The organism is Variovorax sp. 54, from assembly GCF_002754375.1.
Taxonomy (GTDB): Bacteria; Pseudomonadota; Gammaproteobacteria; order Burkholderiales; family Burkholderiaceae_C; genus Variovorax.
Window position 1 is genome coordinate 4,493,266 of record NZ_PEFF01000001.1, and the last position, 24,560, is coordinate 4,517,825.

The window sequence follows — 24,560 nt, forward strand, 5'->3', positions numbered from 1 at the left end:
CAATTGTTGCAGCGCGGCACCCTGTAGGTGCCGCAGGAGTTTTCAGTGTGATCAATCGTTTGGCTGCCCCCTTGCTTGCCTTGCCGCGCCCGGTGAAGCGCATGCTGGCTCTAGGGGTCGATGCGATGCTCTGCGTCTTGTGTGTCTGGTTGGCATTCAGCTTTCGCTTCGAGCAATGGATGGCACCGCGCGGCGTTCAGTGGTCGGCTGTCGCGGTGGCCGTTGCCCTTGCGCTCCCCCTCTTTGTGGTTTTCGGGCTCTACAGAGCCATCTTCCGATATGCAGGCACGGCTGCAGTCATGGCTATCGTGCGCGCGTGCGTATTGTTTGGCCTCGGCTATGCTTTGATCTTCTCGGTGGTCGGTGTGCGAGGAGTGCCGCGAACGGTCGGTTTACTCGTGCCGCTGCTTTTGTTCCTGGCCATCGCCGGCTCGCGCATGTTTGCGCGCTATTGGTTGGGTGGTCTCTACATGAGCGCTCTGCAGCGCAAGCAACTGCCTCAGGTGGTGATCTACGGTGCCGGTAGCGCGGGTTTGCAACTGGCTGCGGCGTTAGCTCAAAGTCGGGACATGGTCGTCCGCGCTTTCGTTGACGACGACTCGCATCTCCAGGGCAACACGATCAACGGCCTGCGCATTCAATCCTCGGATTGGCTCAGCAGCAACGCCGCCAGCTGGGGCATCACGGACGTACTCTTGGCGATGCCTTCAGCCAGCCGCGGGCGCCGTGTTGAAATTCTGAACCAGTTGTTGCCATTGCATCTGCATGTACGGATGCTTCCGGGGCTGCTCGATCTGGCCAATGGCAAGGTGCAGGTCAATGACCTGGTCGAAGTCGACATCGAGGACTTGCTGGGGCGAGATCCGGTCGAACCGGTGGCGGACTTGCTGCACAAGCACATTCGCGGCCAAGTGGTGCTGGTCACCGGAGCCGGTGGCTCCATCGGCAGTGAGCTGTGCCGGCAGATCGTTCAGCTGTCGCCTTCCACGCTGCTGCTTGTGGAGCTGAGCGAGTACGCGCTCTATGGCATCCATCAGGAACTGGAGCAGTTGGCGCCGAACGTACGTATCGTTCCGCTGCTCGCCTCGGTGTGCGACGTCGCGCGGCTACGCGAAGTGATGCGCGCCTGGCGCCCTGACACGGTCTATCACGCGGCGGCGTACAAGCATGTGCCGCTCGTCGAGCACAACCCGGCAGAGGGTGTGCGAAACAACGCGATGGGCACGCTCACTACGGCGCGGATTGCCATGGAGTGCAAGGTTCCCAACTTTGTCCTGATCAGTACCGACAAAGCTGTGCGGCCTACGAACATCATGGGAGCCAGCAAGCGGGTCGCTGAAATGGCGTTGCAGGGATTGGCCCAGCAGAGTTCGGACACATGCTTCTCGATGGTCCGCTTCGGTAACGTGCTTGGTTCCAGTGGCTCGGTAGTGCCGTTGTTTCGCAAGCAGATCGAGGCGGGTGGCCCGATCACGCTGACGCATGCAGACATCACGCGCTATTTCATGACCATTCCTGAAGCCGCCCAGTTGGTGATTCAGGCGGGCGCGATGGCGCAGGGCGGTGATGTCTTCGTGCTCGATATGGGCGAGCCGGTGAGGATCATCGACCTCGCCCGCCGACTGGTAGAGCTTTCAGGGCGCACCGTCCGTGACGAGCATTCGCCGGATGGCGATATCGAGCTGCAGGTGACCGGGTTGCGACCTGGAGAGAAGCTCTACGAAGAGCTCCTGATCGGTGACAGCGCGATGCCTACGGTACATCCTCGTGTCATGAAGGCACATGATCCCTGTCTGCCTTGGAATGAGCTCTGGCGCCAGTTCGAGACACTGAATGCAGCACTCGAAAGCAGCGATGTGCCGATGCTGAAGCGGACGCTGACGCAGATGCTGCCCGGCTATCGGCCGCATGCGGAGGTTGTGGATTGGGTGCACATGGAGCGTCACCGTGTGCGTGACGGGGCTCAGCTGCACGCGGCGGCAGTCGGCGCTGCGCAGGTGGGTGAGGCCGACCAGTCGCCCACGCCGAATCAGATTGCCGTGGCAATCTGATTCGATAGAACTGCTTCATTCTTTTCCCGCTCCGACTCGCCGGGGAGGATGCTGAGATCAAGAGCCCCGATCCGGGGCTCTTTTGTTTTCAGTCGGTGTCGCCTACTGCGCCCGTTTGAAGTCGAGGATGTTGTCCCCCGCCTTCGGTGCCTTGTCGTCGGCTGGTGAGAAGTTGAAAGCCTTCGGATCCCGTATCGATGTCATCTCGAACAACGGGTTGATCCGTCCCAGCTTGGCGCCACCATCCCGCACCAGCGGAGCCCAGGCAAAGTTCGCAGTGAACTTGCTCGAGCGCGGCAGCAACGCGTCGAAGGGAATGGACACGTAGATGCCCTTGTCGAAGCTACCTTCGCCGAACTGCGCGGCGGACACGTTGGTCTTGGTGGCCCAGGCGCCGATCGTCACGCCGTTGTCGAAGCGGCGGCTGATGTCGAGGGTGACGCCACGATCGCCTGCAAGGTACTGGCCTGCGCTGATCCTGGCCTGCACGCCGTTCCAGCCGGTGTCCCAATAGAGCGTGGCGTGGCCGGTGTTGACCTTGTAGTCGCGCAGGCCGAGGTCTTGCGCGAAGTCGCGCTGGCGCACATGGTTGATGTCGATGCCGAAGGCGAACTTGCTGCGCCACGGGCGATACAGCCACTCGGCGCCCACGCCGGCAAACATCGACTCAAGGGCGCCGCCGTAGACGCTGTAGTACTGGTCTTCGTTCAGCCGGCCCACGTGGGTCAGCTGAAACACCGGCATCGTCAACCGCTTGGTCGTTGCGTACTCGCGCTGGTAGGTCCGCACGCGGGGAAGGTTGCTGGGCGCCGTGTAGGTGAACTTGTCGAAGTTGTCGAGCAGGCGCCAGTTCAGCGCGGCATTCACCCAGGTGCTCGGCGTGAAGCGGTACTCCGCAGTGGCCGAGACGCCGAGTTGGTAGAGCAGGAAGGCATCGGGGCCGCCGAGGATCTGCGAGAAGCTCGGGGTCAGGCCGAAGGTGAGTTTTTCTGTGCGCCGTTCCCAGGGAGCCATGGCCGGTGTCTCGCCGGGCGATGCGGTGGCGGTGGCTGTTGTGTCGGCGGGTGTGCGCGGTGGCGATGCCGGCACGTAGAGCCCGTCTTCGGTCCGGCCGCGCGGCGGCGCGTAGTCCTCGCGTTGGTCCGCGGCGCGCAGTTCTGCGGGCGTCTGCGCCTGGTAGTGCGCTGTCACCCACTCGCTGCGATTGACAACCTGCGTATGCAGAGCCAGTCCGCGCTCGTTGTAATGAAGGACGAAGTGCTTGATCGACGCCGGTGCATCGCGGTGCATGACGGCAATGACCTGCTGCACGCGGGCCTCGCGGTACACCGTGTGGCTCTCGGTGATCCAGACGTGTGCGCTGTCGCCTTGCGGCGCGATGCGTTGCACGGTCCATTCGGTGCGTGCCTGGATCTCCGCAGCGGTGGTGGCCCAGCCGGGTGGATTGGCCGGAGCCTCCGGCGTGAAGCGGGGCGGCGGCGGGTCTGCGGGTTTGCCGGACCGCATGTTCGCCATGTTGGTGGACAGGGTCAGGCCCACCATCACCTTGTTGCCGCGCTCCAGGCCGGCGGTGAAGGCGACGCCGGGCGAGTAGCGATATTCCAGGCCAACGTTGAAGGGTGAGCGCTGAACCTGGTTGTTCTGCTGAGGCTCGTTCTTGTAGTTGTTGCCTTCGTACTCGAGCTTGACCGTCAAGGGATCCCAGGGCGTGCGCCATTCGATACCGCCGAACAGCGCGGCGGGGCCCCGGAAGAAGGCGTTGAAGTTCGCTTCACCGCCCGTCGCGGAGCTCACCGTGCGCGTTCTGAAGCGATTGCTCAGGGCTAGCAGGGGATTGCGGATGTTTCCGCTGTTGCCCAAGTATCCCCAACCGATGCCGAGGCTGAAGTCGAGATCACCGTACCGTTTGTTAGCGACCAGGTACTCGGAAGAAAAGAGTCCGGTGCCCCCAAGGTCGCGAAAGCCCAGCGCCAATTCCGGCGCATAGGCCGATTCGCGCAGCAGCCGCACCTTCACGTCGATGCTCTTGTCCTTGTAGCTCTGGCCTGGAGTGTTGGCGAAATAGGTGCGGTTGCTGACCGAGGTGTAGCGAAAGCCGGCCTCCAGCCAATCCAGCGGCTGGAACATCACGTTCAGCCGCGTATAGGGCGACACGTGGCTGATCGACGTGCGGAAATCGCCGGCTTCGCCCATGCGTGCCGTGGGCGTTTGGAGAAGACCTGTTTCGCCCCAGTCGTTGCTGCTCGTGCGAGGTGCCTTGTATTGCGGGGCCGATGCGTCGGGGCGCACGGAGATGACGCTTTCCGGCGGAACCGACGGTGGGACGGATGTACTGATTGAGGTGGCCGGCTTGGCAGCTGCAAGCGCGACAGTCGTGGTGCCGAGCGCTGCTGTCTGAGGCGAAGGGCCTTGTGTAGCCAGGAACTTGACAATGCCTTCCGATGCGTCGACCAGCTCGGTCATGCCGCGCGGCGCTGCCCAGATCCATGCGCCAGGAGCCGGTTCATCGGAGGGGTGGCCATTCCAGGGGGCGATACCTACGCGAGAAGTCCGGCCGTCGGGTTGTGCAACCCATGCCCAGTCGTGGGTGCTGTCGGGTGCGCAGGCGATGACGTAGTCCCAGGCGGTCCGGCCGGCTTCGTGCGCCACGTGGCACAGCTCGCCATTGGGTCGGACAACCGCGATGGTTTTCAATTGCGCAGAGGGCGCGACGAGCTGCTGGCCGGCCGACAGCAGAGGATCTTGATCTGGGTGTGCTTGTAACCAGCGGGGGTCCACGATGCCCAGTGCCACACGGCCGGTGACGGGCAGGTTCTGCAGCCACGTGATGAGCTTCAGCCGATCGAGTTGCTCGGAACGCGGTGCGCGCCTGCTGGCTGCCTCGAGGCGCACGAGCAGGGTGTTCTTCAGGAACTGTTGGGCCAGCCGCTCCTGCGGCACGCGCCAAGCCAGTCCGGGCGCTGCGGTGCCTTCCGGCTGACGCAGCAACCAAGTGCTCAGCCGCTCGCCGGGGCGCACTTCAGCATCATTTGCGGGCTCGACGGTCGCTGTGTTCTGCGACGGCTCCGCCAGCGCACCAAGGCTTGCCATCAGCGCGCAGGCAAGGGCCGTTCGACGGGGCCAGTGCGGGGGGCTGATGGCTCGCAGGAAAGGGGGGCTCATGTACCAGCGCGCGCCGCGGTGCCGGCTGCTGGTGCGGGGGGTGTCCACTGTTCGAAGCTCATGCAGAGGTCGCGGGAAATACATTGCTCCGAATACACGACCTGGGGTGCGCCAGAAGCAAACGAAACGCCGAAGCGCGCGGGAGGAACGGAGGCTGCCGCAGGGCGAGACACGCTGCGTTCCTCATACCAGCGCAAGGAGTTTGCAGGCGCACCGGCAAGAGCGCTGTCGGTGGGCGGTGCGATCGATGTGCGCGCGATGTCGTCGCGAATGCCGAAGCGATAGCCGGGCATCAGGTCGCGTTCTCGAGCGTAGGTCTGTGTGGTGTTGGCGGCTTGAGTTTGCCAAGCAGGTGGATTGGCAAGCCGAACGTCACGCCAGTCGATGGACAACCCGGTCGTGCCGACCAGTTGACCATTCAGCAGTCGGACCACCTCACCCGAGCCGCTGTACCAAACCTCGACAGACCCTTCGGCGCGTTGGTCGATGTAGCCGAGCACCATGAAAACGACGCGCCCATTGACGCTGGTTCTCAGGTATCGATAGCTGGGATTGAAATTGGGCTGGGTTGCTGAGGACTCACCGCTATACAACAAGCGAGCCGAATCCAGCATGGCTGAAGTTCCGGAGGAGCAACCGCCAACGCCCAAGAAAAACGTTGCCAAAAGGCAACGTTCTAAGAGTCGCGTGGCGGAAGCAACGCGCGGACTTTTCAGCGAATGCCCTCCTTTCAGGAGGGCAACCAGCATTAACGCGTGCCGGTGGTGCCCGTGCCGGTGGTGCCCGTGCCGGGGACGAAGAAGCCGCCGCCGCCGTTACCGCCGTTGCTGCTACCAAGTGCAACCATCAGTGCGCCAGCACCTCCCACGGCGCCCCATTGGGCGTTGGACAGGCCGCCAAGGCCGCTGGCGGTTGCATTCGGAGCGCCAGCGGGGCCCGGTGCAAATGCGCGAGTGTTGTTGCTTGCGGGCGCAGGGGTAACCTGCGTTTGGGCAAAAGCCGACGAGATTGCCAGGGTGGCAAGGGCGACGGTCGCAATCAGTTTGTTCGTCTTCACAGTGATCCTCTCAAAGGGTTTTTATGCTCTTGACATGAGGTTAGCAGCATCAGAAGTGTGCCGCAACTAATTCAGCCTGCGGAATGGGGCGTTTGCCACGGCATCCGTGTAACCGCATATTGCCTCGATTTTTGCTGGTGAATGTGACCGGTGCATGTGTATCTCAATGCTACGTAACGTTCCGCCCAGGACGGCCGTAACGACGGCGACTGGCGCGTACCTCTATCGGGACAGCTCCGGTCGTCGCAGTCGCATTTCTTCAATGAAATCAACGTGCTGGCCAAAACGCCGTTGTGATGGGTCGCGCGGCCGACTCCCGGGCATCGTTCCTGCAGTACCCCGAAACGAAAGTTGACATTCAAGGTGCGCCGCGGGGCGCAACAAGGGGATATGCGTGATTCGATTGTCTGAGGGCGGGGTGATGGACGGTGTGCGGGTGTGCGTAGGCGCGGCAGATGGCGTGATCGGAGGCGTGTGCTCATGATGAATCACCTGTCCGCCCACAGCGCGCATTCGGCGCCGGCACTCACCGGGCGATACGCCGCCTTGGGCTGTGCCTTCTTCGGCGCCTTGATCGTCGAGGGTGACCTGGCTCTGGCCGAGCGCATGCGGCGCCTCCTTTGCGACCTGGCCCCGGGGCGTCGCGTCGTGATTGCCTCCACACGCGCGGAAGCGACCCATCTATTGGCGGCGCTGCCCTACGATCTGGTGCTGGTCGACATGCACCTGTCCGATGACGGCGGGGTCGCACTCCTGTCGGATCTGCGGAGGGCCTACCCGCAGATCGACGCCATCGCCATGTCGAAGGACGACGACCGCCTGCTGGTCGAGGCCGCGATCTCGTCGGGAGCCTCCGGCTACCTGCTCACGAGCACCGACGATGCCGAGCTCTCTTTCTTGCTGCGCTCCATCGAGCGCGGCGGTTCGCCGATCGATGCACGCGTCGCGCGTCGCGTCCTCGGCTTGATTGCGGCGTCTGCGAAACCGGAGGGTGTCGAGTTCGCATTGCGCGACGGCGACACGGTCTCGCCCCCGATGCCTGCTCCCGGGCTGCTGTCACCTCGGGAGCTCAATGTGCTGCGCTTGATCGCGCAAGGCTGGAGCAACCGGCAGATTGCCGAAGCGATCTGCCTCTCGATCAACACGGTCGAGTTCCACGCCAAGCGGATCTACCGCAAGCTGGCCGTCAAGTCGCGAACCCAAGCCGTTCGACAGGCGACCCAGTACGGGCTGCTGAGCTGAGCACTGCGGGTTGCTGAGCACTGTCGCGCACGCGCTGCGGCGCCGTGCGGGCGCGCCGCAATCATTGAAAAACCCTTTTGCGCCCCGCTACAATCTCGGGTTGACCTTGCTGTGGCAAAGGTCAGCCCCTGCTCCAGCGAAGAAGACTTAGAGGATCCCCATGAGTGACATGACCTCCGGCTCGCCCCGGATCGACACAAGCAAGCGGACGTGGTTGATCGCATCCAGCTGTGCCGGCGTAGCGGGCGGCGTGGCCACCGCAATCCCTTTTGTGAGCACATTCCAGCCGTCTGAAAAGGCAAAAGCCGCGGGCGCCGCGGTCGAAGTGGACATCTCGGCCCTCAAGGTCGGTGAAAAAATCACCGTCGAATGGCGCGGCAAGCCCGTCTGGATTCTCAAGCGCACGCCCGAACAGATCGCCGAACTCGCCAAGCTCGATGGCCAGCTCGCCGATCCGCTCTCCAAGCGCCACCCCGACGAATTCACGCCCAAGTACGCACAGAACGGCCAACGTTCGATCAAGCCCGATGTGCTGGTCGTGGTCGGCATCTGCACCCACCTCGGCTGCTCGCCGGTCGACCGCCTGCAGGCTGGCCCGCAACCCTCGCTGCCGAACGACTGGGAAGGCGGTTTCCTCTGCCCTTGCCACGGTTCCACGTTCGACCTCGCCGGTCGCGTCTTCAAGAACAAGCCCGCTCCTGACAACCTTCCTGTGCCTCCGCACATGTACCTGTCCGACACGCGCCTGCTCATCGGCGACGACAGCAAGAAGGCCTGAGGGAGACCACGAACATGGCTGAATTTCACGAAGTTTCCCCCAACGCCCCCGCAGGCGAGAAGCTGCTCAACTGGGTCGACAACCGCTTCCCGCTGACCAAGCTCTGGAACGACCAGTGGGGCAAGTACTACGCACCGAAGAATTTCAACTTCTGGTACATCTTCGGCTCGCTCGCGATGCTGGTCCTCGTGATCCAGATCGTGACCGGCATCTTCCTCGTGATGCACTACAAGCCCGACGCGAACCAAGCGTTCGCATCGGTCGAGTACATCATGCGCGACGTGCCCTGGGGCTGGCTGATCCGCTACATCCACTCGACGGGCGCCTCGGCGTTCTTCATTGTGGTGTACCTGCACATGTTCCGCGGCCTCATGTACGGCAGCTATCGCAAGCCGCGCGAGCTGATCTGGGTGTTCGGCTGTGCGATCTTCCTGTGCCTGATGGCCGAAGCCTTCATGGGTTACCTGCTGCCCTGGGGCCAGATGTCCTACTGGGGCGCTCAGGTCATCGTGAACCTGTTCGCTGCCATCCCGTTCATCGGTCCTGACCTGGCCCTGCTGATCCGCGGCGACTACGTCGTGAGCGACGCCACGCTGAACCGCTTCTTCAGCTTCCACGTCATCGCCGTGCCGCTGGTGCTGCTCGGCCTCGTGGTGGCCCACCTGATCGCGCTGCACGAAGTGGGTTCCAACAACCCCGATGGCATCGAGATCAAGGCCAAGCGCGGCCCCGACGGCCATCCGCTCGACGGCATCCCGTCGCACCCGTACTACACGGTGCACGACATCTTCGGCGTGGTGGTGTTCCTCACGATCTTCTCGGCGGTGATCTTCTTCGCGCCTGAAGCCGGTGGGTACTTCCTGGAGTACAACAACTTCATCCCGGCCGATTCGCTGAAGACGCCGAACCACATCGCGCCCGTCTGGTACTTCACGCCGTTCTATTCGATGCTGCGCGCCACCACCGACGACATGGTCAACGTGTTCGCACTGATCATTGCCGCGGCCGCCATCTGGAACTTCATCAAGGGCAAGTCGGGCATGGGCCTGAAGATTGCCGCCGTGGTCGTGGCCGCGGTCGCGATCTTCCTGCTCAAGACTTTCGACGCCAAGTTCTGGGGCGTGGTCATCATGGGCGGCTCGGTCATCATCCTGTTCTTCCTGCCGTGGCTCGACCACAGCGAAGTCAAGTCGATCCGCTACCGTCCGAGCTGGCACAAGTATGTCTACGGCGTGTTCGTGTTCCTGTTCCTGATCCTGGGCTACCTGGGCATCCAGGCACCCGGCGTCTGGGGCAACCTGGTCATCGGCTCGTTCGCCCTGGACATCGCCCAGACCATCTCGCAGATCGGCACGCTCTTCTACTTCGGCTTCTTCCTGCTGATGCCGTGGTGGAGCAGCAAGGGTGAATTCAAGACCGTACCCGAGCGCGTGGTCTTCACCGCCCATTGATGCGCGAGAAGTGCAAGAGAGCTTGAGAGAAACACGATGAAGAAAAGAATTTCCGGCTGGCTCGCTGTCATGGGTCTGGCGTTGGGCCTGACCTTCTCCGCGGCCGCATCCGCCGAATCCGGTGGTCTGGCGTGGGACAAGTCGCCCAACAAGACCACCGACGTGGCTGCACTGCAGAACGGCGCCAAGCTGTTCGTCAACTACTGCCTCAACTGCCACTCGGCCGCCTTCATGCGCTACAACCGCCTGCAGGACATCGGCATCAGTGAGCAACAGATCAAGGACAACCTTCTGTTCACGACCGACAAGGTCGGCGAAACCATGAAGGCCAACATCGACGCGCGCCAGGCCAAGGAATGGTTCGGCACCACGCCGCCCGACCTGACGCTGGTTGCACGTTCGCGCGCCGGCCACGGCGGCACGGGTCCCGACTACCTGTACACCTTCCTGCGCAGCTTCTACCGCGACGACACCAAGGCCACGGGCTGGAACAACCTGCTGTTCCCGAGCGTTGCCATGCCGAACCCGCTGTGGGAACTGCAGGGCGAGCGCCTGCCGATCTACACCAAGGTCGAGCAGCACGGCCATGCCACCGATGTGTTCTCGGGCAAGTGGGAACAAGTGACCCCCGGCACCCTGAACCCGGTGCAATTCGACAGCGCGGTCGGCGACCTCGTCGGTTACCTGCAGTGGATGGCCGAGCCTGCGCAGAACACCCGTGTGCGCATCGGCGTCTGGGTGCTGCTGTTCCTGGCCATGTCGGTGGTTTTCGTATGGCGACTGAACGCCTCGTACTGGAAAGACGTCAAGTAATTCCGTTCACGCCGATCGGGCGCCTCGTGCGTCCGGTCCCACAGAGTGGGTTGCTCAGGCGACCCACTCTTTTTGATTTTTAGGAGTCTCTCGCCATGATGGTCTTGTATTCAGGAACGACCTGCCCCTTCTCCCACCGCTGCCGCTTCGTGTTGTTCGAAAAGGGCATGGATTTCGAGATCCGCGACGTCGATCTCTACAACAAGCCCGAAGACATCAGCGTGATGAATCCGTACGGTCAGGTGCCGATCCTGGTCGAGCGCGACCTGATCCTGTACGAGTCGAACATCATCAACGAGTACATCGACGAGCGCTTCCCGCATCCGCAACTGATGCCCGGCGACCCGGTCGACCGCGCCCGCGTGCGCCTGTTCCTGCTCAACTTCGAGAAGGAACTGTTCGTGCACGTCGCCACGCTCGAGAACCGCACCGCCAAGGGCAACGACAAGGCGCTCGAAAAGGCACGCTCGCACATCCGCGACCGCCTCACGCAGCTCGCACCCGTGTTCCTCAAGAACAAGTACATGCTGGGCGACAACTTCTCGATGCTCGACGTGGCCATCGCGCCGCTGCTGTGGCGCCTCGACTACTACGGCATCGACCTCAGCAAGAACGCGGCACCGCTGCTGAAGTACGCCGAGCGCATCTTCTCGCGCCCGGCCTACATCGAAGCACTGACGCCTTCCGAAAAGGTCATGCGAAAGTAAGTAAGCTGCGTGCTTGCTTCTTTCGTTTTTCGCCGTCCTTCATGATCAACGCGCTCGAGTCCTCTTCCACCCGCCCGTACCTTATTCGGGCGCTGTACGAGTGGTGCACCGACAACGGGTTCACGCCCTATGTCGCGGTGCTGGTCGACGACACCGTCCAGGTGCCGCGCGAGTACGTGAAGAACGGCGAGATCGTGCTGAACATCAGCTTCGACGCGACCAGTTCGCTCAAGCTCGGCAACGACTTCATCGAGTTCAAGGCCCGCTTCGCCGGCACGGCGCGCGAGATCAGCGTGCCGGTCGGCCGCGTGATCGCGATCTACGCCCGTGAGAACGGTCAGGGCATGGCGTTTCCGGCACCGGTGCCGGCCGCCACGTCGGACGATGGTGGCGATGACGCTGCCACGGCCACTTCTTCGCCGAACAACGCGCCGCGCATGCCGCTGCGCGATGCCTCGCGCGGCACCGAAGGCGACGCCAGCAAGGTGTTCCATCTGGTGACGGGCGAAGAGGGCGACGAGACGGTCGAGGCCGGCTCGGAGCCTTCCGATCCAACCGACGAGCCGCCGCGCCCGCCGGCTGGCGGCGGCACCCGGCCGTCGCTCAAGCGCGTCAAGTGACGACGCGGTCGGCCCAAAGCCGGCCGCTTAGAATCACCGCCAGCACTGCTTTCTTTCAGCCGCTTTAGCTCAATTGGTAGAGCACCCGCCTTGTAAGCGGAAGGTCGTCAGTTCGATTCCGACAAGCGGCACCAAATCAAAGCCCGGTCACGTCTACAGACGTCCGGGCTTTTTCTTTGCCTGCCTCGACCTGTTCGGCGATCCGGACGGACCGCAGAAGGCGACGGGCCGCTGCGCATCACCCCACGTCCACCGTCACCCGCAGGAACGTCGCGGCGATCAGGCAGGTGTTGGGGTACTGGCTCTGGTTCTGGCTCTGGAACAGCGTCACCAGTTCCGCACGCAGTTCGTCGGTGCGCCCCGCCTGGGCTGCCGCGTCGAATGCGTTCATGGTCGGGCCATAGAACTGCCGGAACGTGTCGACAAATTCCTCCGCGGAGCCTTTGAAGTCGAAGATGTAGCTGTCGCGTTCCCAGCTGATCGCCTCCGAGGCAATGCCCACCGCGCCAAAGCGCTCGAGGATGTTCGGGGTCGAGCCCCAGCCCATCGGGCTCACGAAACCTTCGGGCGGCGGGGGCGCATACGACGAACTGATCTTCAGGATCTGCGCCACCAGCGTGGGGTCGTTCGGAATCCAGTTGCCCATGAGGATGCGCCCGCCCGGACGCGTGACACGCACCATCTCCCGTGCCACGTCAAAGGGCTTGGGCGCGAACATGGCGCCGAACATGCTGATGACGAGATCGAAGGACGCGTTTTCGAGCCGCAGCTCGCAGGCATCTCCTTCCTCGAACCGGCAGCTCGCCGACAGCCCGGCCTGGGCCGCCCGCCGGTTGCCTGCGGCGACCAGGTTGGCGGCAATGTCGACGCCCAGCACCTGCGCGCCGAGCTTGGCGGCCGGGATGGCGGTGTTGCCATCGCCGCAACCGAGATCCAGCACCTTCATGCCGGGCGTGATGTGCGCGTGCCGCACGACGTCTTCACCGCTCTCGCGCATGCTCTCGGCGATGCGGGTGAAGTCGCCTTTTTCCCAGAGGGCCTTGTTCGGGTTCATGACTTCACCTTCTCGATCATGTGGTTGATCACGTGCGAGTGCTCGTGTTGCGGGCTGAACATCACGATCTCCGCGTCGGCGTCGACCTTGACGTTGTGACCGGGCGGCCAATAGAACAGGTCGTTGGTTTTGACGGTCTCCTGTTCCCCGGCGTCGTCGGTGGTGGTGATCTGGCCCTTGAGCACGAATCCCCAGTGCGGGCACTGGCACGAGTTGTGGTTCAGGCCTTGGAAGAGCGGCGTCGTGTCGACGCCCGCCGACAGCGTGAAGTACTCGCCGCTGATCTTGCTGTAGCCGGTCGCGTCGCCGAAATCCAAACGCTGCCGGATCAGGGCACCGGGAATTTCCATCTTCACGTCGACTGCGTCTTTTGCGATATGCATGAGGTACTCCTTGAAGGTCCGCGGGCGCGGGATGGGGCGTCTATTCGTTGCACCCGCCAGATTCGATAGACGGCATACTCATCCTCCACGCCTGGCGTTCCTGAAACGTTCCCGGCCTAGTGCCGGTGGAAAGGAATCGCGATGTCGCTCCCACCGACTCCGTCGTCCGATGCCGTGTCGATCCGGCTGCTGGGCCCGTTCCGCCTGAGCGTGGGGGTGGCCGGGGATGACCCGCAGACGCCTGCGGTGCCGCTGACCCGGCGGGCCGCCGAGTTGCTGCAACTGCTGTCCTTGCAGCCCGACCGCAGCCTGGCGAACGAGCAGGTGGTGGAAGCCCTGTGGCCACACCTGGACCCCGACGCGGGCAGCGCCAACCTGCGCAAGGCCGCGCACCATGCGCGCCAGTTCATCGGCCAGCCCGACGCACTCGTGTTGCGAGGCGGCCGGGTGTTCCTGCTGCCCGACCATGCGGTGGCGTGCGACGCCGACCGCTTCGAGCGCGCCGCGGACGAGGCCCTGGGCGGCGGCGATCCGCAGGCGTGCAAGGCGGCCGCGCAGCTCTACAGTGGCGACCTCCTGCCGGACGCCCGCTACGAAACCTGGACCGAAGCGCCGCGCCAGCGCTTGCGCGACAAGTTCCTGCGGCTGTTGCGCCAGACCGGCGACCTGGAACGGCTGGTGCGCGAAGACCCCACCGACGAAGCGGCCCATGTCCAGTTGATGCGCGAGGAGCTGGCGGCCGGGCGACGCTCTTCGGCGCTGCGCTGGTACGGCCACCTGCGCGACCACCTGCAGCAGACCTTGGGCATGCGCCCCGGTCCGCCGGCCGAGGCGCTGTACCGCGAGTGCGTGGCGGGCCTGGAAGGCGCTGCGCCGCGCTTCGTCGGCCGCGCCATGGAACTGGTGCGCGTGCTGGGATGGCTGCGCGCCAGTCTCGCGAGCCGACCGGGGGGCGCGGTGGTGCGCGCGCCGGCGGGGATGGGCAAAACCGCGTTCTGCCGCCGCGTCGCCGAAGAAGCGCGGGGCCTGGGTTGGCAGGTGCGCTCGTTGCAGGCCAGCGACTGGACCCGGCCCTACGGCATCGCGGCCGACTTGGTGGAGCCTTTGCTCGGCGAACTGCCCGATGCGGCACAGGCCATCGGTGCGCATGCCCAGGCCGTGCTGGCGCAGATGACCGCCTCGGGCGACGTGAAACCGCTGGCCATGCCGCTCGGGCGCCACCAGCTGGTGGGCGCCGTGCGCCGGCTGCTGCTGGCCACCGCCTCGCAAAAACCGGTGCTGCTCATCGTCGACGACGCGCACGCGGCGGACGACGCGAGCGCCGAGACGCTGACGCAACTGGCGGCGAGCGGCCCCCCGGTGTTCGTGCTGCTCGCGTGCCGGCACGCACTGCCGCCCCTGCTGGACCGGAACACCTCACGCTTGCTGCGCGCCGGCCAGCTGGAGGCCCTTGAACTGGGGCCGCTGTCCGAGGAAGAGGCTGCGTTGCTCGCGGCCCGCTCGGCCGCCGCACCGATGGCGGGCGAGGCCGCCACCGCCATCGCGCGCCGTGCCGAAGGCTTGCCGTTTGCCGTGATCGAACTCGCGCGCGGTGCTGCCATGTCAGACGGCGCCACGGGGGCGATGCCCCGCAGCGTGTCGTCGGCCCTGGCCGAACGCCTGTGCGACCTGGACCCCGGCGCGACGGAGGCTGTGCGCCGGTTGGCGCTGTCGGCCGAAGACTTCGACGTGGCCACGGCCGTTGCGCTGGCCGCCGACGAGGGCCACGACGCGTTGGCGCGGCTCGACCAGGCGCTGGCCTCGGGCGTGCTGGTGGTGGCTGAGGGCCGCTACCGCTTCCGCCACGCCCTCGTGCGGGAAACGCTGGCCGAAGGCATCCCGCCACACCGGCGTGTGCTGTTGCATCGCGACGTGGCGGCGCGGCTCGCGCAAGGCGGTGCGGCACCGGGCCTGGTGGGCCATCACTGGCTCGCTGCGGGCGATGCCGAACGGGCGATGCCATATGCGTTGGCGGCTGCGCGCCAGGCCTTTCGCCTCGGTGCCTGCGAAGACGTGTTGCGCCACGTCGAGCCGCTGCTCGTGCACCGGCCGGCGCAGCCGGAAGCACTGGCGCTGCGTGCCGAGGCCCTCGACGCCCTGGGCCGGCCCGGCACCTTGGCTGCCTACGACGCGGCCGCCGCCGTCGCACCCGAAGCGCTGTCGCACGAATTGCGCGCCAAGCGCGCCCTGGCGCAAGTGAAGATGAGCGACCCGCCCGGTGCCCTGCAGTACCTGAAGGATGTGCATCCCACCACGGTGGCGGGGCGCCTGGCCGAAGCGCTGGCGTACAGCGGCGCGGCGGCCCTGGGCTTCGGGGACCCCGCCGAAGGCACGCGCCGGTCGGCCGAAGTGCGTCGGATTGCCTTGGAGACCGGCGACGAAGGCACGCTCGTGATCGCCTCCTGGTCGCAGGCCGCGGCGGCGCACGCGCGCGGTGACCTGCACGGCAGTGTGTGGGCCGACCTCAAGGAGACGAGCCACCTGCCGCAGCTGGCGGTGCGCGTGTTCGACGGCCACCTGTGCATCACGCAGCGCTTTCTGTACGGCTCGCGGCCGTATGCCGATGTCATCTCATTCGCCAATGCGCTGGCCACGGAAGCGCAGCGGCTGGGCGCGGCGCGTGGGCATGCATTCGCGGTCACGCTGCGCGGCGAAGCCTGGCTGCTCAGCGGCCAGCTCGACGCCGCCGAGCAAGACCTCGTGGCGGGCGGGCGCATGCACCGCGCGATCGGCGGCGCGACGGGCGAAGCGCTGTCGCTGCAGCGCCGCTCCGAACTGGCGATCTACCGCGGGCAGATGGACCGGGCGCGCGGCCTGCTCGACGAAGCGCTCGACGTCGCGCGCCAGTCCGACGTCGGCTTCCACCTGCTGGACCGCATCTACGGCACCCGCATCGCGATGGCCACGCAGCCCGACACCGCGCTGGGCGTGCTGGAGGAAGCCGAGGCCAACGTGCGCGGCCCGTTGGAAAGCTGCCCCGGCTGCCGCATCACCTTCGCCATCCCGGCCACCATCGCGGCCGCGAGAGGGCACGCGCTGGACCTGGCGGCCGGCCACCAGCAGCAGTCCGAATACCTGGCGAATGTGGTGATGAAGCTGCCGGCCTGGTACGCGTCGCTGCACGAGGCGCAGGCCCACATCGAACGGGCCAGGGGCCGTGTCGCGGCTGCGCGCGAAGGCTTTGCTGCGGCAGCGCGGGAGTTCCGCGCCTGCGGCCATGCGCCGGACGCCGCACGCTGCCGGGAATTGGCCGGCTAGAAAGTCCGGGCAGCACCCGCGTGACGAACGGAGGATGGTTTGGCAGATGGCCCGGCGATGCCCCTCAGTACCGTTGCTGGGTGCCTTTCAGCGGGGTCGCAAACAACCGTGAGGCGCCCCCCCGCATGCGTCAAGCCGGTCTCACGCCTTGCGCACGAATTCCGACTTCAGCTTCATCGCGCCAATGCCGTCAATCTTGCAATCGATGTCGTGATCGCCATCGATCAGGCGGATGTTCTTCGCCTTGGTGCCGACCTTCACGACCAGCGACGAGCCTTTGACCTTGAGGTCCTTGATGACGGTGACGGTGTCGCCGTCGTTCAGCACGTTGCCGACCGAATCCTTGATGACCCGGCCCTCATCGGCCGCGCTTTCGGCGGCAGTGCCCGAAGCGGACCATTCATGACCGCATTCGGGGCAGACAACGTTCAGGCCGTCTTCGTAGGTGAATTCCGAATGGCATTGGGGGCAAGGGGGCAGAGTGCTCACGGCGGTAGGTGGGGTCCGTATCGGTTGAAGGGCGTGGATGTTAGCCTGCCCTCATGGACGCAGGTCCTGTGGGTCCGGCAGCAACGAGCGTGAAGTTTCGGAAGGCGCCATCGTGTTCGCGCCCGTGGAATCCGAGGCCGTTCAGTTCGGCCGCGTCAGACCTCCGCCCCCTCAACGAGAAAGCGCAGCCGGCGCACGCCCTGCCATTCATCCGCATCGAGCCGAAAAGCCAGCTTCACGCGCGGCGGCAGCGGCTCGGTGTGGCTGAACCAGATCGCGTCGATCGGCTGGCCCTGGTGCTTGAGCTTGAGCGCCAGGTGCTTTTCGCCGACCAGCCGCTGCGACACCACCTCGACCTCTTCGCTGAAGGTGGGCGGCGCGAAGCCCTGGCCCCAGACCTCGCGGTGCAGCGTGTCGACGAGGTCGATGCGCATGTACTCGCGCGCGATCGGCCCGTCGGTTTCGATCTGCCGCGTGAGCGCGGCTTCGGCCAGCCATTCACCGGCAACCTGCGCCAGCGCGCGCTCGAAGACGGGAAAGTGCTCGCGCGCCACGGTGCAGCCCGCCGCCATCGCGTGGCCGCCGAAGCGCAGCAGCACGCCGGGGTGGCGCTTGGCGACGAGGTCGAGCGCGTCGCGCAGGTGAAAGCCCGGAATCGATCGGCCCGAGCCCTTCAGCTCCTGCTCCTTGCCCGGTGCCGCGCTGGCCGCGAACACGAAGGTCGGGCGATGGAAGCGGTCCTTGATGCGCGAGGCCACGATGCCCACCACGCCTTCGTGGAAGTCTGCGCCGAACACGCTGATGGCCGGCGGTGGCGCATCGACGCCTTCGCCGTCCGCGGCGAACAGCGACTCGGCCAGCAGCAGCGCCTGGTCGCGCATGCCGCCTTCGATGTCGCGCCGCTCGCGGTTGATGCCGTCGAGCATGCGCGCGAGTTCGTCGGCACGGCCGGCGTCGTCGGTCAGCAGGCATTCGATGCCGAGCGTCATGTCGGCCAGACGGCCGGCCGCGTTGATGCGCGGGCCGAGTGCAAAGCCGAAGTCGAAGGTCGTCGCAGCCGAGGCGGTGCGCCCCGCGGCCTTGAACAGCGCCGCCACGCCGGCCGGCATCGCGCCCGCGCGGATGCGGCGCAGGCCCTGTGCCACGAGGCGGCGGTTGTTGGCGTCGAGCTTCACCACGTCGGCCACGGTGCCGAGCGCGACCAGCGGCAGCAGCGCATCGAGCTTGGGCTGCGTGGCGGTGTCGAACACGCCGCGCGTGCGCAGTTCGGAGCGCAGCGCGAGCAGCACGTAGAACATCACGCCGACGCCGGCGATGCTCTTGCTTTCGAACTCGCAGCCGGGCTGGTTGGGGTTGACCATCACGTCGGCCAGCGGCAGCTCGGGGCCGGGCAGGTGGTGGTCGGTCACCAGCACCTGCAGGCCGCGCGCCTTGGCGGCGGCCACGCCCTCGACGCTGGCGATGCCGTTGTCGACGGTGATCAGCATGTCGGCCCCGGCGTTGGCCACGCGCTCGGCAATCGGCGGCGTCAGGCCGTAGCCGTCGACCACGCGGTCGGGCACGAGGTAGCTCACGTGCTTTGCGCCCAGCAGGCGCAGGCCGCGCACGCCGACCGCGCAGGCAGTGGCGCCGTCGCAGTCGTAGTCGGCCACGATGCACAGGCGTTTGTCCTGCGCGATGGCGTCGGCCAGCAGCACGGCGGCTTCGCGCGTGCCGCGCAGCGTGTCGGGCAGCAGCAGGCGCGCGAGCCCGTCGTCGAGCTCGTCCTTGCCGCGCACACCGCGTGCGGCAAAAAGGCGCGCCAGCAGCGGGTGCACGCCGGCTTGTTCGAGCGCCCAGACGGTGCGCGGGGGGATCTCTCGGGCGACGATTTTCACAGGGCCTCCAGCACGCTGGCGGCGCGTGTGCGATCGAACAAACTCTTGGCCCAGCGGGCCAGGCCGCGCTGTTGCACGGTGTAGCGCTGCGCGGCGCGGTCGCCGCACAGCGTGAGCGCCACGTCGGCGCCGCGGGTGTAGTCGCTCAGCAGGCTGGCGATGGCGCCGGCGTCCAGTGCTTGCCAGGCAGCAGCCCAACCGGCGCCGTCGTCGCGCAAGGCGGCGATGCGCAGGGCGTCGCTGACTTCGGGCGCCGGGCCTGCGGGCGTGGCCTCTTGGGTCAGCGCGCCGGTGCCGCTGAGCCAGAAGGAGTTGATGGGCGGCACGCCGCGCGCGGTGCGCTCGTCGTTCACGCGCTGCGTGTACAGCAGCATCTGCATCTCGTTCTGCAGGCGGCGCAGCGGCCGCGACGCGTCGCCCAATGGCGACCACTGCGAAATCGGGTAGCCCACAGCCCGGTCGATGGAGGCCGTGGCCAACCCGTCGAAGATGGGCGCGCGGGCGAGCCAGCGGCCCGGCGTGTCGGAGGGGTAGAGCGCGATGCCGTCTTCCTCGAAGAACGGCTGCGCCACGGCCAGCAGGGCCATCGATTCGGTGGCGTCGATCTCGATGGCGGACGGATCGCCCAGCGCCACGTCGTCGATGCCGACCTGCCAGTTGCACAGCGTCACCAGGCCCCAGGCCTCATGGTCGCCGGGCGCGGCCAGGCCGGTCTGGCGGGCTTCGAGCGCGGCCCAGGGAATGCAGCCGTCGTCGGCGGGGGGCAGGCCGAGCGCGCGGGCCAGCGCGCGTTCGTGCGGTGGGGAGCGGGTGCTGTCGTCCTGCGTGTCGGTGTCGGCGAGCGTCAGGCGCAGCAGCAGGGTTTCGAGGTTCGGCAGCCGCAGGGTCGCAAGCGCCGCGCGGCAAGCCGGGGAACCGCGGCCGGCAAAGGGAATCAACAGATGACGTGGGAGAGGTTCGGCCATTTCCCTATTGTCCGGGATGCCACAATTCCACCGTATGACCTACCCCCTCGCTCCTCGTCCCGTGTATTCGCCGCCCCCCGCGGGTGCGCCCATGCCCCTTGAGGCCACGGTGCGGGGCTTCTGATGCGATTCCCCTACGAACTGCAGCTCGGCTGGCGCTACACGCGCGCGGGCCGTGCCACGCGACGCAACGGCTTCATCTCGTTCATCTCCGGCGTGTCGATGCTCGGCATCGCCCTGGGCGTGGCGGCGCTGATCATCGTGCTCAGCGTGATGAACGGCTTCCAGAAGGAAGTGCGCGACCGCATGCTCAGCGTGGTCTCGCACATCGAGATCTTCTCGCGCGACGGCCAAGCCTTGCAGGACCTCGACGCCATCATGGCCGACGCCCGCAAGAACCCCGAGGTGATCGGCGCGGCGCCTTTCATCAACACGCAGGCGCTGATTGCGCGCGGCGAAGACATGAAGGGTGCCATCGTGCGCGGCATCGACCCCGCGCTCGAGCCCGAGGTCACCGACACCGGCAGCATCGCCAAGGGCGGCACCTTCGACAAGCTGGTGCCCGGCGAGTTCGGCATCGTGCTGGGCATCGAGCTGGCGCGTTCGATGTTCGTGCAGCCCGGCGATCAGGTCACGCTGGTGGCACCGGGCGGACAGGTCACGCCGGCCGGCGTGGTGCCGCGCCTGAAGCAGTTCACCGTGGTCGGCGTGTTCGACTCGGGCCACTACGAGTACGACTCGGCGCTGGCGATGGTGCATGAGAAAGACGCGGCCAAGGTGTTCCGCCTCGAAGGCCCGACCGGCATCCGCCTCAAGCTGAAAGACCTGCACGAAGCGCGCGAGGTGGCCGACCAGCTCGCCGTCACGCTGCCAGGCCAGTTCCTCATCCGCGACTGGACGCGCCAGAACAAGACCTGGTTCGCGGCCGTGCAGGTCGAGAAACGCATGATGTTCATCATCCTCACGCTGATCGTGGCGGTGGCGGCCTTCAACCTTGTGTCGACACTGGTGATGACCGTGACCGACAAGCGCGCCGACATCGCCATCCTGCGCACGCTCGGCAGTTCGCCGCGCAGCATCATGGCCATCTTCGTGGTGCAGGGCGCCATGGTGGGCGTGATCGGCACCGTGGGCGGCCTGCTGCTGGGCCTGGGCATTGCGTACAACATCGACGTGATCGTGCCCTTCCTGGAGCAGCTCTTCCACGCCAGCTTCCTGCCCAAGGACATCTACCTGATCAGCAAGATGCCGAGCGACCCACAGCAAAGCGACATCATGCCGATCGCGATCATTTCCCTCATCCTGGCCTTCCTGGCCACGCTGTATCCGAGCTGGCGCGCCAGCCGCGTCAATCCTGCCGAGGCCCTGCGCTATGAGTGATGTCGTTCTCAAGGCCCGCGGCCTCACCAAGCGCTTCCACGAAGGCCGCATCGACCTCACCGTGCTGCACGGTGTCGACCTGGATGTGCACGCCGGCGAAACGCTGGCCATCGTCGGCGCGTCCGGCTCCGGCAAGAGCACGCTGCTGCACCTGATGGGCGGGCTCGACGCCCCCACCGCGGGCAAGGTCGAACTGCTCGGCAAGGACATCGCGCATGCCGACGCCGCCGAGCAAGGCCGGTTGCGCAACCATCACCTGGGCTTCGTCTACCAGTTCCATCACCTGCTGCCCGAGTTCAGCGCACTCGACAACGTCGCGATGCCGTTGAAGATCCGCCGCGTCGAGGCCGGCGAAGCGTCGCAGGCCGCGACAAAGATCCTCGCGAGCGTGGGCCTGGGCGAGCGTTTGCACCACCGGCCGGCCGAGTTGTCGGGCGGCGAGCGCCAGCGCGTGGCGATTGCGCGCGCGCTGGTCACGAAGCCCGCGTGCGTGCTGGCCGACGAGCCCACCGGCAACCTCGACCGCAGCACGGCCGACGCCGTGTTCGCGCTGATGCTCGACCTCGCACACCGGCACGGCACGGCCTTCGTGATGGTCACGCACGACCAGGACCTGGCCAAGCGCTGCGACCGCGTGCTGCAGCTGGTGGCGGGGCGGTTGGCCGGTTAAGACTCAGTCGGCGCTGCGCGCCCACGACCGCAGGTCGAGGTGCAGCGCGTCACCGGCGAGCCGGTGCTCGATGGCTTGCGCGATCGCCTCGGGCATTTGCGCCATCGTCGGAATGCGGTGACCGTCGAGCCCGGGCGCCGGTTGCTGGAACGCGGCATGCATCGTCCGCACCATCGTGTCCATGTCCGGCCCTGAGCGCTGCCGCACGCGCGCCAGCGCTTCCTTGAGGTCGACCTCGAGCAGCACGTACGCGACCTGCGTGCCCGCCGCCTCGAACTCGCGCGTGACCAGCGGAAGAAACCACGGGCCGAACACGCCGTCGAGGCACACCCGGTAGCCGTCCGCCGCGAAGGATGCGGCCGCGCGGCACACGGCGCGGATCACGGCCGCGTTCTGTGCGTCGGCACCGGCGCGGTAGGGAGGCACGGGATGCGCCGGAAAGTCGTAGAACAGGTCGGACGGCAAATGCAGGCCGCGCGGATCGGCCTTGGCCAGCAACGCCGACACCGAGGTCTTGCCCGAGCCCGGCGGCCCCGAGACGATGACGACCTGGCTCACTGCGCGACCTCTTCGCGGTGCATCGCCTCCAAGGGCAGCACACACAGCACCTTGCCGCCCAGCGTGAACACGAGGCCGAGCTGTCCGCCGATGTGCACGAGCTGGCAGACGGTGCGCGGCGTCGATGTCGTGGTCGCTGAAGCCGATGCAGAGAAGGCGCGCGTCGGCGGCGTCCGCAGCAGGGCCAGCAGCGGTGCGGCTTCGCACTGAAGGAGCGCCTGCCGGTACACCTGAAAGTGCACAGCCGATGCGGCACGGTCGCGGTCGTCGTCGGCATGTCCGTCCTGACGCAGCCGCAGCAGCGCGCGATGCGCTTGTTGCCGGCACGCCGCCTCGGTCTTGCCACTGGCCTGCGCGATCTCCTTGAAGCTGGCCTCGAAGACCTCACGCAACAGCAGCGCCGCACCGTCAGCGGGCGACAGCCTCGCGGCCAGCAGCCGCAGCGCACGTTCGACCGATTCCGCCTGCATCGCATCCGCTTCCGCCGACGGTGCTTCGGGCACGTGCACCGAGCCCGCATCGCGCAGCCAGCACCGCATCCAGTCGTCGCGCCGCAGCCGGTCGATGGCCAGGTTGCGCATCACCGCGGTCAGCCACGCCTGCGTCGATGCGGGCGCGGGCATATCGCCGGCTTCGAGCGCGCGCAGATAGGTGTCCTGCACCACGTCCTCGGCCTCGGCGTGCGTGCCCAGCAACCGCGCCGCCGTGCGAACCAGCCGGCTCCGCAGGGCAGGGAATTGCGAGAGGTACCGTTCATCGAGCATCGAAGCAGCTTGCCACAGCACGCGCAATGTCACGAAACTGTGGGCTTGTTCGTCAAGACAGTTCAACCACAGGAGCTTTCTTCATGCAGCCCATGTTCCGGACAATGGAAACCGACGACGACACCCCGCCCGCGGCCACGGCCGAGCCGCGCAATTCCTACCTCGAGGAGAAAGCGTTCAAGTCGCGCACGCTGCTGATCTTCGGCAGCATCACCGACAGCGTGGCCGCCGATGTCACGCGCCGGCTCATCGCGCTCGATGCCGACAGCGGGGACAAGCCCATCGACATCCTCGTGAGCTCGCCGGGCGGGCACCTGGAGTCGGGTGACGCGATCCATGACGTGGTGCGCTTCATCAGCGCGCCGGTGCACATGATCGGCACCGGCTGGGTCGGCAGTGCCGCCACGCACCTGTTTCTGGCGGCGCCGCGCGAGCGCCGCGTGTGCCTGCCCAACACGCGATTTTTGATTCACCAGCCCAGCGGCGGCGCGGGCGGGCAGGCGACCGACATCGCCATTCAGGCGCAGGAGATCCTCAAGGCCCGCCAGCGCATCGCGCACGAGATCGCGCGCGAAACCGGCAAGCCCCTCGAGGTGGTGCTGGCCGACATCGAGCGCGACCGCTGGCTGTCGGCCACGGAGGCCGTCGAGTACGGGCTGGTCTCGCGCATCGTGCAGCGCAAGACCGAACTGCGACCGGCCTGATCAGGCCTTGGGCTTGTACGCGACGACGTCGATCTCGACCTTCGCATCGACCATGAGGCGCGCCTCGGTGGTCGAGCGTGCCGGCTTGTTTTCACCGAAGTAGCTCATGTAGACGCGGTTGAAGGCACCAAAGTCGCGCGCGTCGTGCAGCCAGACGGTGCTCTTGCACACGTCGTCGAGCGTGGCGCCGGCCAGCGCGAGCACGGTCTTCAGGTTCTCCATCACCTGGCGCGTCTGCGCCTCGATGCCGCCCGCCACGATCTCGCCCTGCGCGTTGGCAGGCACCTGGCCCGACACGTAGACGAAATCGCCCGCGCGCACGGCGGGGGAGAAGGGGCGTGCCTGGCGGTCGGAGGCGATGGGCGGGGCGCCGAGGTATTCGAGGGGCATGGGAACTCCTGTAAACGAAAGGGGTTGAGTGGGGTGGGTGAGAGTCTCAGTATCCGTCTGATTTGAAAGACTTTTTCAGAATAACCCCTCAACAAGGGTTAACACGGATGATTTGGCATGAAGTCTGCTTCAAAGTCCGGGCCAGAAA

General features: G+C 66.2%; 21 protein-coding genes and 1 tRNA gene. 12 read left to right on the forward strand and 10 right to left on the reverse strand.

The window, feature by feature from the left end; genetic code table 11:
• Positions 1–47 precede the first annotated feature (47 nt).
• Positions 48–2,051, forward strand: a complete 2,004-nt coding sequence (locus CLU95_RS20725) for a polysaccharide biosynthesis protein (protein ID WP_099795334.1) — start codon at positions 48–50, stop codon at positions 2,049–2,051.
• Between the two features lie 102 nt (positions 2,052–2,153).
• Here CLU95_RS20725 and CLU95_RS20730 read toward each other — a convergent pair whose 3' ends face one another.
• The gene (locus tag CLU95_RS20730) at positions 2,154–5,213 is read right to left on the reverse strand and encodes a YjbH domain-containing protein (RefSeq protein ID WP_099797410.1); all 3,060 of its coding nucleotides are present in this window, start codon (positions 5,211–5,213) and stop codon (positions 2,154–2,156) included.
• Positions 5,210–5,827 (reverse strand): YjbF family lipoprotein, encoded by a 618-nt coding sequence (locus tag CLU95_RS20735; protein ID WP_180288652.1) that lies wholly within the window; start codon positions 5,825–5,827, stop codon positions 5,210–5,212. The genes CLU95_RS20730 and CLU95_RS20735 overlap by 4 nt, the downstream gene beginning before the upstream one ends.
• 923 nt (positions 5,828–6,750) lie before the next feature.
• Between CLU95_RS20735 and CLU95_RS20745 the strand changes: the two genes are divergently transcribed.
• The 7 genes from CLU95_RS20745 to CLU95_RS20775 all read left to right on the forward strand — a co-directional run bounded on the left by CLU95_RS20745 (position 6,751) and on the right by CLU95_RS20775 (position 12,015).
• Positions 6,751–7,512 carry a response regulator transcription factor gene (locus CLU95_RS20745; protein ID WP_099795337.1) on the forward strand — a complete coding sequence of 254 codons (762 nt, stop codon included), beginning with the start codon at positions 6,751–6,753 and terminating at the stop codon, positions 7,510–7,512.
• A 160-nt stretch (positions 7,513–7,672) separates the two neighbouring features.
• The gene (petA, locus tag CLU95_RS20750) at positions 7,673–8,290 is read left to right on the forward strand and encodes a ubiquinol-cytochrome c reductase iron-sulfur subunit (protein ID WP_099795338.1); all 618 of its coding nucleotides are present in this window, start codon (positions 7,673–7,675) and stop codon (positions 8,288–8,290) included.
• A 14-nt stretch (positions 8,291–8,304) separates the two neighbouring features.
• A complete protein-coding gene (locus CLU95_RS20755; RefSeq protein WP_099795339.1) occupies positions 8,305–9,741 on the forward strand; it encodes a cytochrome b in 1,437 nt (478 codons plus the stop codon).
• 36 nt (positions 9,742–9,777) lie between these two features.
• Entirely contained in the window at positions 9,778–10,554 is a 777-nt protein-coding gene (locus CLU95_RS20760) for a cytochrome c1 (RefSeq protein WP_099795340.1), read from the forward strand.
• Positions 10,555–10,649: 95 nt separating this feature from the next.
• A complete protein-coding gene (locus CLU95_RS20765) occupies positions 10,650–11,261 on the forward strand; it encodes a glutathione S-transferase N-terminal domain-containing protein (protein WP_099795341.1) in 612 nt (203 codons plus the stop codon).
• Between the two features lie 41 nt (positions 11,262–11,302).
• Complete coding sequence (locus CLU95_RS20770) at positions 11,303–11,881, forward strand: ClpXP protease specificity-enhancing factor (protein ID WP_099795342.1); 579 nt, start codon at positions 11,303–11,305, stop codon at positions 11,879–11,881.
• Between the two features lie 58 nt (positions 11,882–11,939).
• A tRNA-Thr gene (locus CLU95_RS20775) sits at positions 11,940–12,015 on the forward strand.
• 104 nt (positions 12,016–12,119) lie between these two features.
• Here CLU95_RS20775 and CLU95_RS20780 read toward each other — a convergent pair.
• Both CLU95_RS20780 and CLU95_RS20785 read right to left on the reverse strand, forming a co-directional pair.
• Positions 12,120–12,935, reverse strand: coding sequence for a class I SAM-dependent methyltransferase (locus tag CLU95_RS20780; RefSeq protein WP_099795343.1), 816 nt, complete (start codon positions 12,933–12,935; stop codon positions 12,120–12,122).
• Positions 12,932–13,318, reverse strand: coding sequence for a hypothetical protein (locus CLU95_RS20785; RefSeq protein WP_099795344.1), 387 nt, complete (start codon positions 13,316–13,318; stop codon positions 12,932–12,934). The genes CLU95_RS20780 and CLU95_RS20785 overlap by 4 nt, the downstream gene beginning before the upstream one ends.
• A 141-nt stretch (positions 13,319–13,459) precedes the next feature.
• Between CLU95_RS20785 and CLU95_RS20790 the strand changes: the two genes are divergently transcribed.
• Positions 13,460–16,615, forward strand: a complete 3,156-nt coding sequence (locus CLU95_RS20790; RefSeq protein ID WP_099795345.1) for an ATP-binding protein — start codon at positions 13,460–13,462, stop codon at positions 16,613–16,615.
• 141 nt (positions 16,616–16,756) lie between these two features.
• On the opposite strand, the gene CLU95_RS20795 is transcribed toward CLU95_RS20790, so the two are convergent.
• From CLU95_RS20795 to CLU95_RS20805, 3 genes are all read right to left on the reverse strand, one after another.
• Complete coding sequence (locus CLU95_RS20795) at positions 16,757–17,104, reverse strand: zinc ribbon domain-containing protein YjdM (protein ID WP_099795346.1); 348 nt, start codon at positions 17,102–17,104, stop codon at positions 16,757–16,759.
• 155 nt (positions 17,105–17,259) lie between these two features.
• Positions 17,260–18,981 (reverse strand): single-stranded-DNA-specific exonuclease RecJ, encoded by a 1,722-nt coding sequence (gene recJ / locus CLU95_RS20800; protein ID WP_099795347.1) that lies wholly within the window; start codon positions 18,979–18,981, stop codon positions 17,260–17,262.
• A complete protein-coding gene (locus CLU95_RS20805) occupies positions 18,978–19,946 on the reverse strand; it encodes a hypothetical protein (RefSeq protein WP_099795348.1) in 969 nt (322 codons plus the stop codon). Before CLU95_RS20805 ends, recJ begins: the two co-directional genes overlap by 4 nt.
• Positions 19,947–20,069: 123 nt before the next feature.
• Here CLU95_RS20805 and CLU95_RS20810 point away from each other — a divergent pair, with 123 nt between their 5' ends.
• Both CLU95_RS20810 and lolD read left to right on the forward strand, forming a co-directional pair.
• The gene (locus CLU95_RS20810; protein WP_099795349.1) at positions 20,070–21,326 is read left to right on the forward strand and encodes a lipoprotein-releasing ABC transporter permease subunit; all 1,257 of its coding nucleotides are present in this window, start codon (positions 20,070–20,072) and stop codon (positions 21,324–21,326) included.
• Positions 21,319–21,996, forward strand: coding sequence for a lipoprotein-releasing ABC transporter ATP-binding protein LolD (gene lolD / locus CLU95_RS20815; RefSeq protein ID WP_099795350.1), 678 nt, complete (start codon positions 21,319–21,321; stop codon positions 21,994–21,996). The genes CLU95_RS20810 and lolD overlap by 8 nt, the downstream gene beginning before the upstream one ends.
• A gap of 3 nt (positions 21,997–21,999) precedes the next feature.
• Here the strand turns inward: lolD and CLU95_RS20820 are convergent, their stop codons facing one another.
• Both CLU95_RS20820 and CLU95_RS20825 read right to left on the reverse strand, forming a co-directional pair.
• The gene (locus tag CLU95_RS20820; protein WP_099795351.1) at positions 22,000–22,554 is read right to left on the reverse strand and encodes an AAA family ATPase; all 555 of its coding nucleotides are present in this window, start codon (positions 22,552–22,554) and stop codon (positions 22,000–22,002) included.
• The gene (locus CLU95_RS20825; RefSeq protein WP_257214686.1) at positions 22,551–23,351 is read right to left on the reverse strand and encodes a sigma-70 family RNA polymerase sigma factor; all 801 of its coding nucleotides are present in this window, start codon (positions 23,349–23,351) and stop codon (positions 22,551–22,553) included. The genes CLU95_RS20820 and CLU95_RS20825 overlap by 4 nt, the downstream gene beginning before the upstream one ends.
• A gap of 71 nt (positions 23,352–23,422) precedes the next feature.
• Between CLU95_RS20825 and CLU95_RS20830 the strand changes: the two genes are divergently transcribed.
• Positions 23,423–24,022: an ATP-dependent Clp protease proteolytic subunit gene (locus CLU95_RS20830; protein WP_099795352.1), complete on the forward strand. Its 600-nt coding sequence runs from the start codon at positions 23,423–23,425 to the stop codon at positions 24,020–24,022.
• On the opposite strand, the gene CLU95_RS20835 is transcribed toward CLU95_RS20830, so the two are convergent.
• On the reverse strand, positions 24,023–24,412 hold the full coding sequence (locus tag CLU95_RS20835; RefSeq protein ID WP_099795353.1) for a RidA family protein: 390 nt from the start codon (positions 24,410–24,412) through the stop codon (positions 24,023–24,025). It lies immediately after the preceding gene.
• Positions 24,413–24,560: the final 148 nt, after the last annotated feature.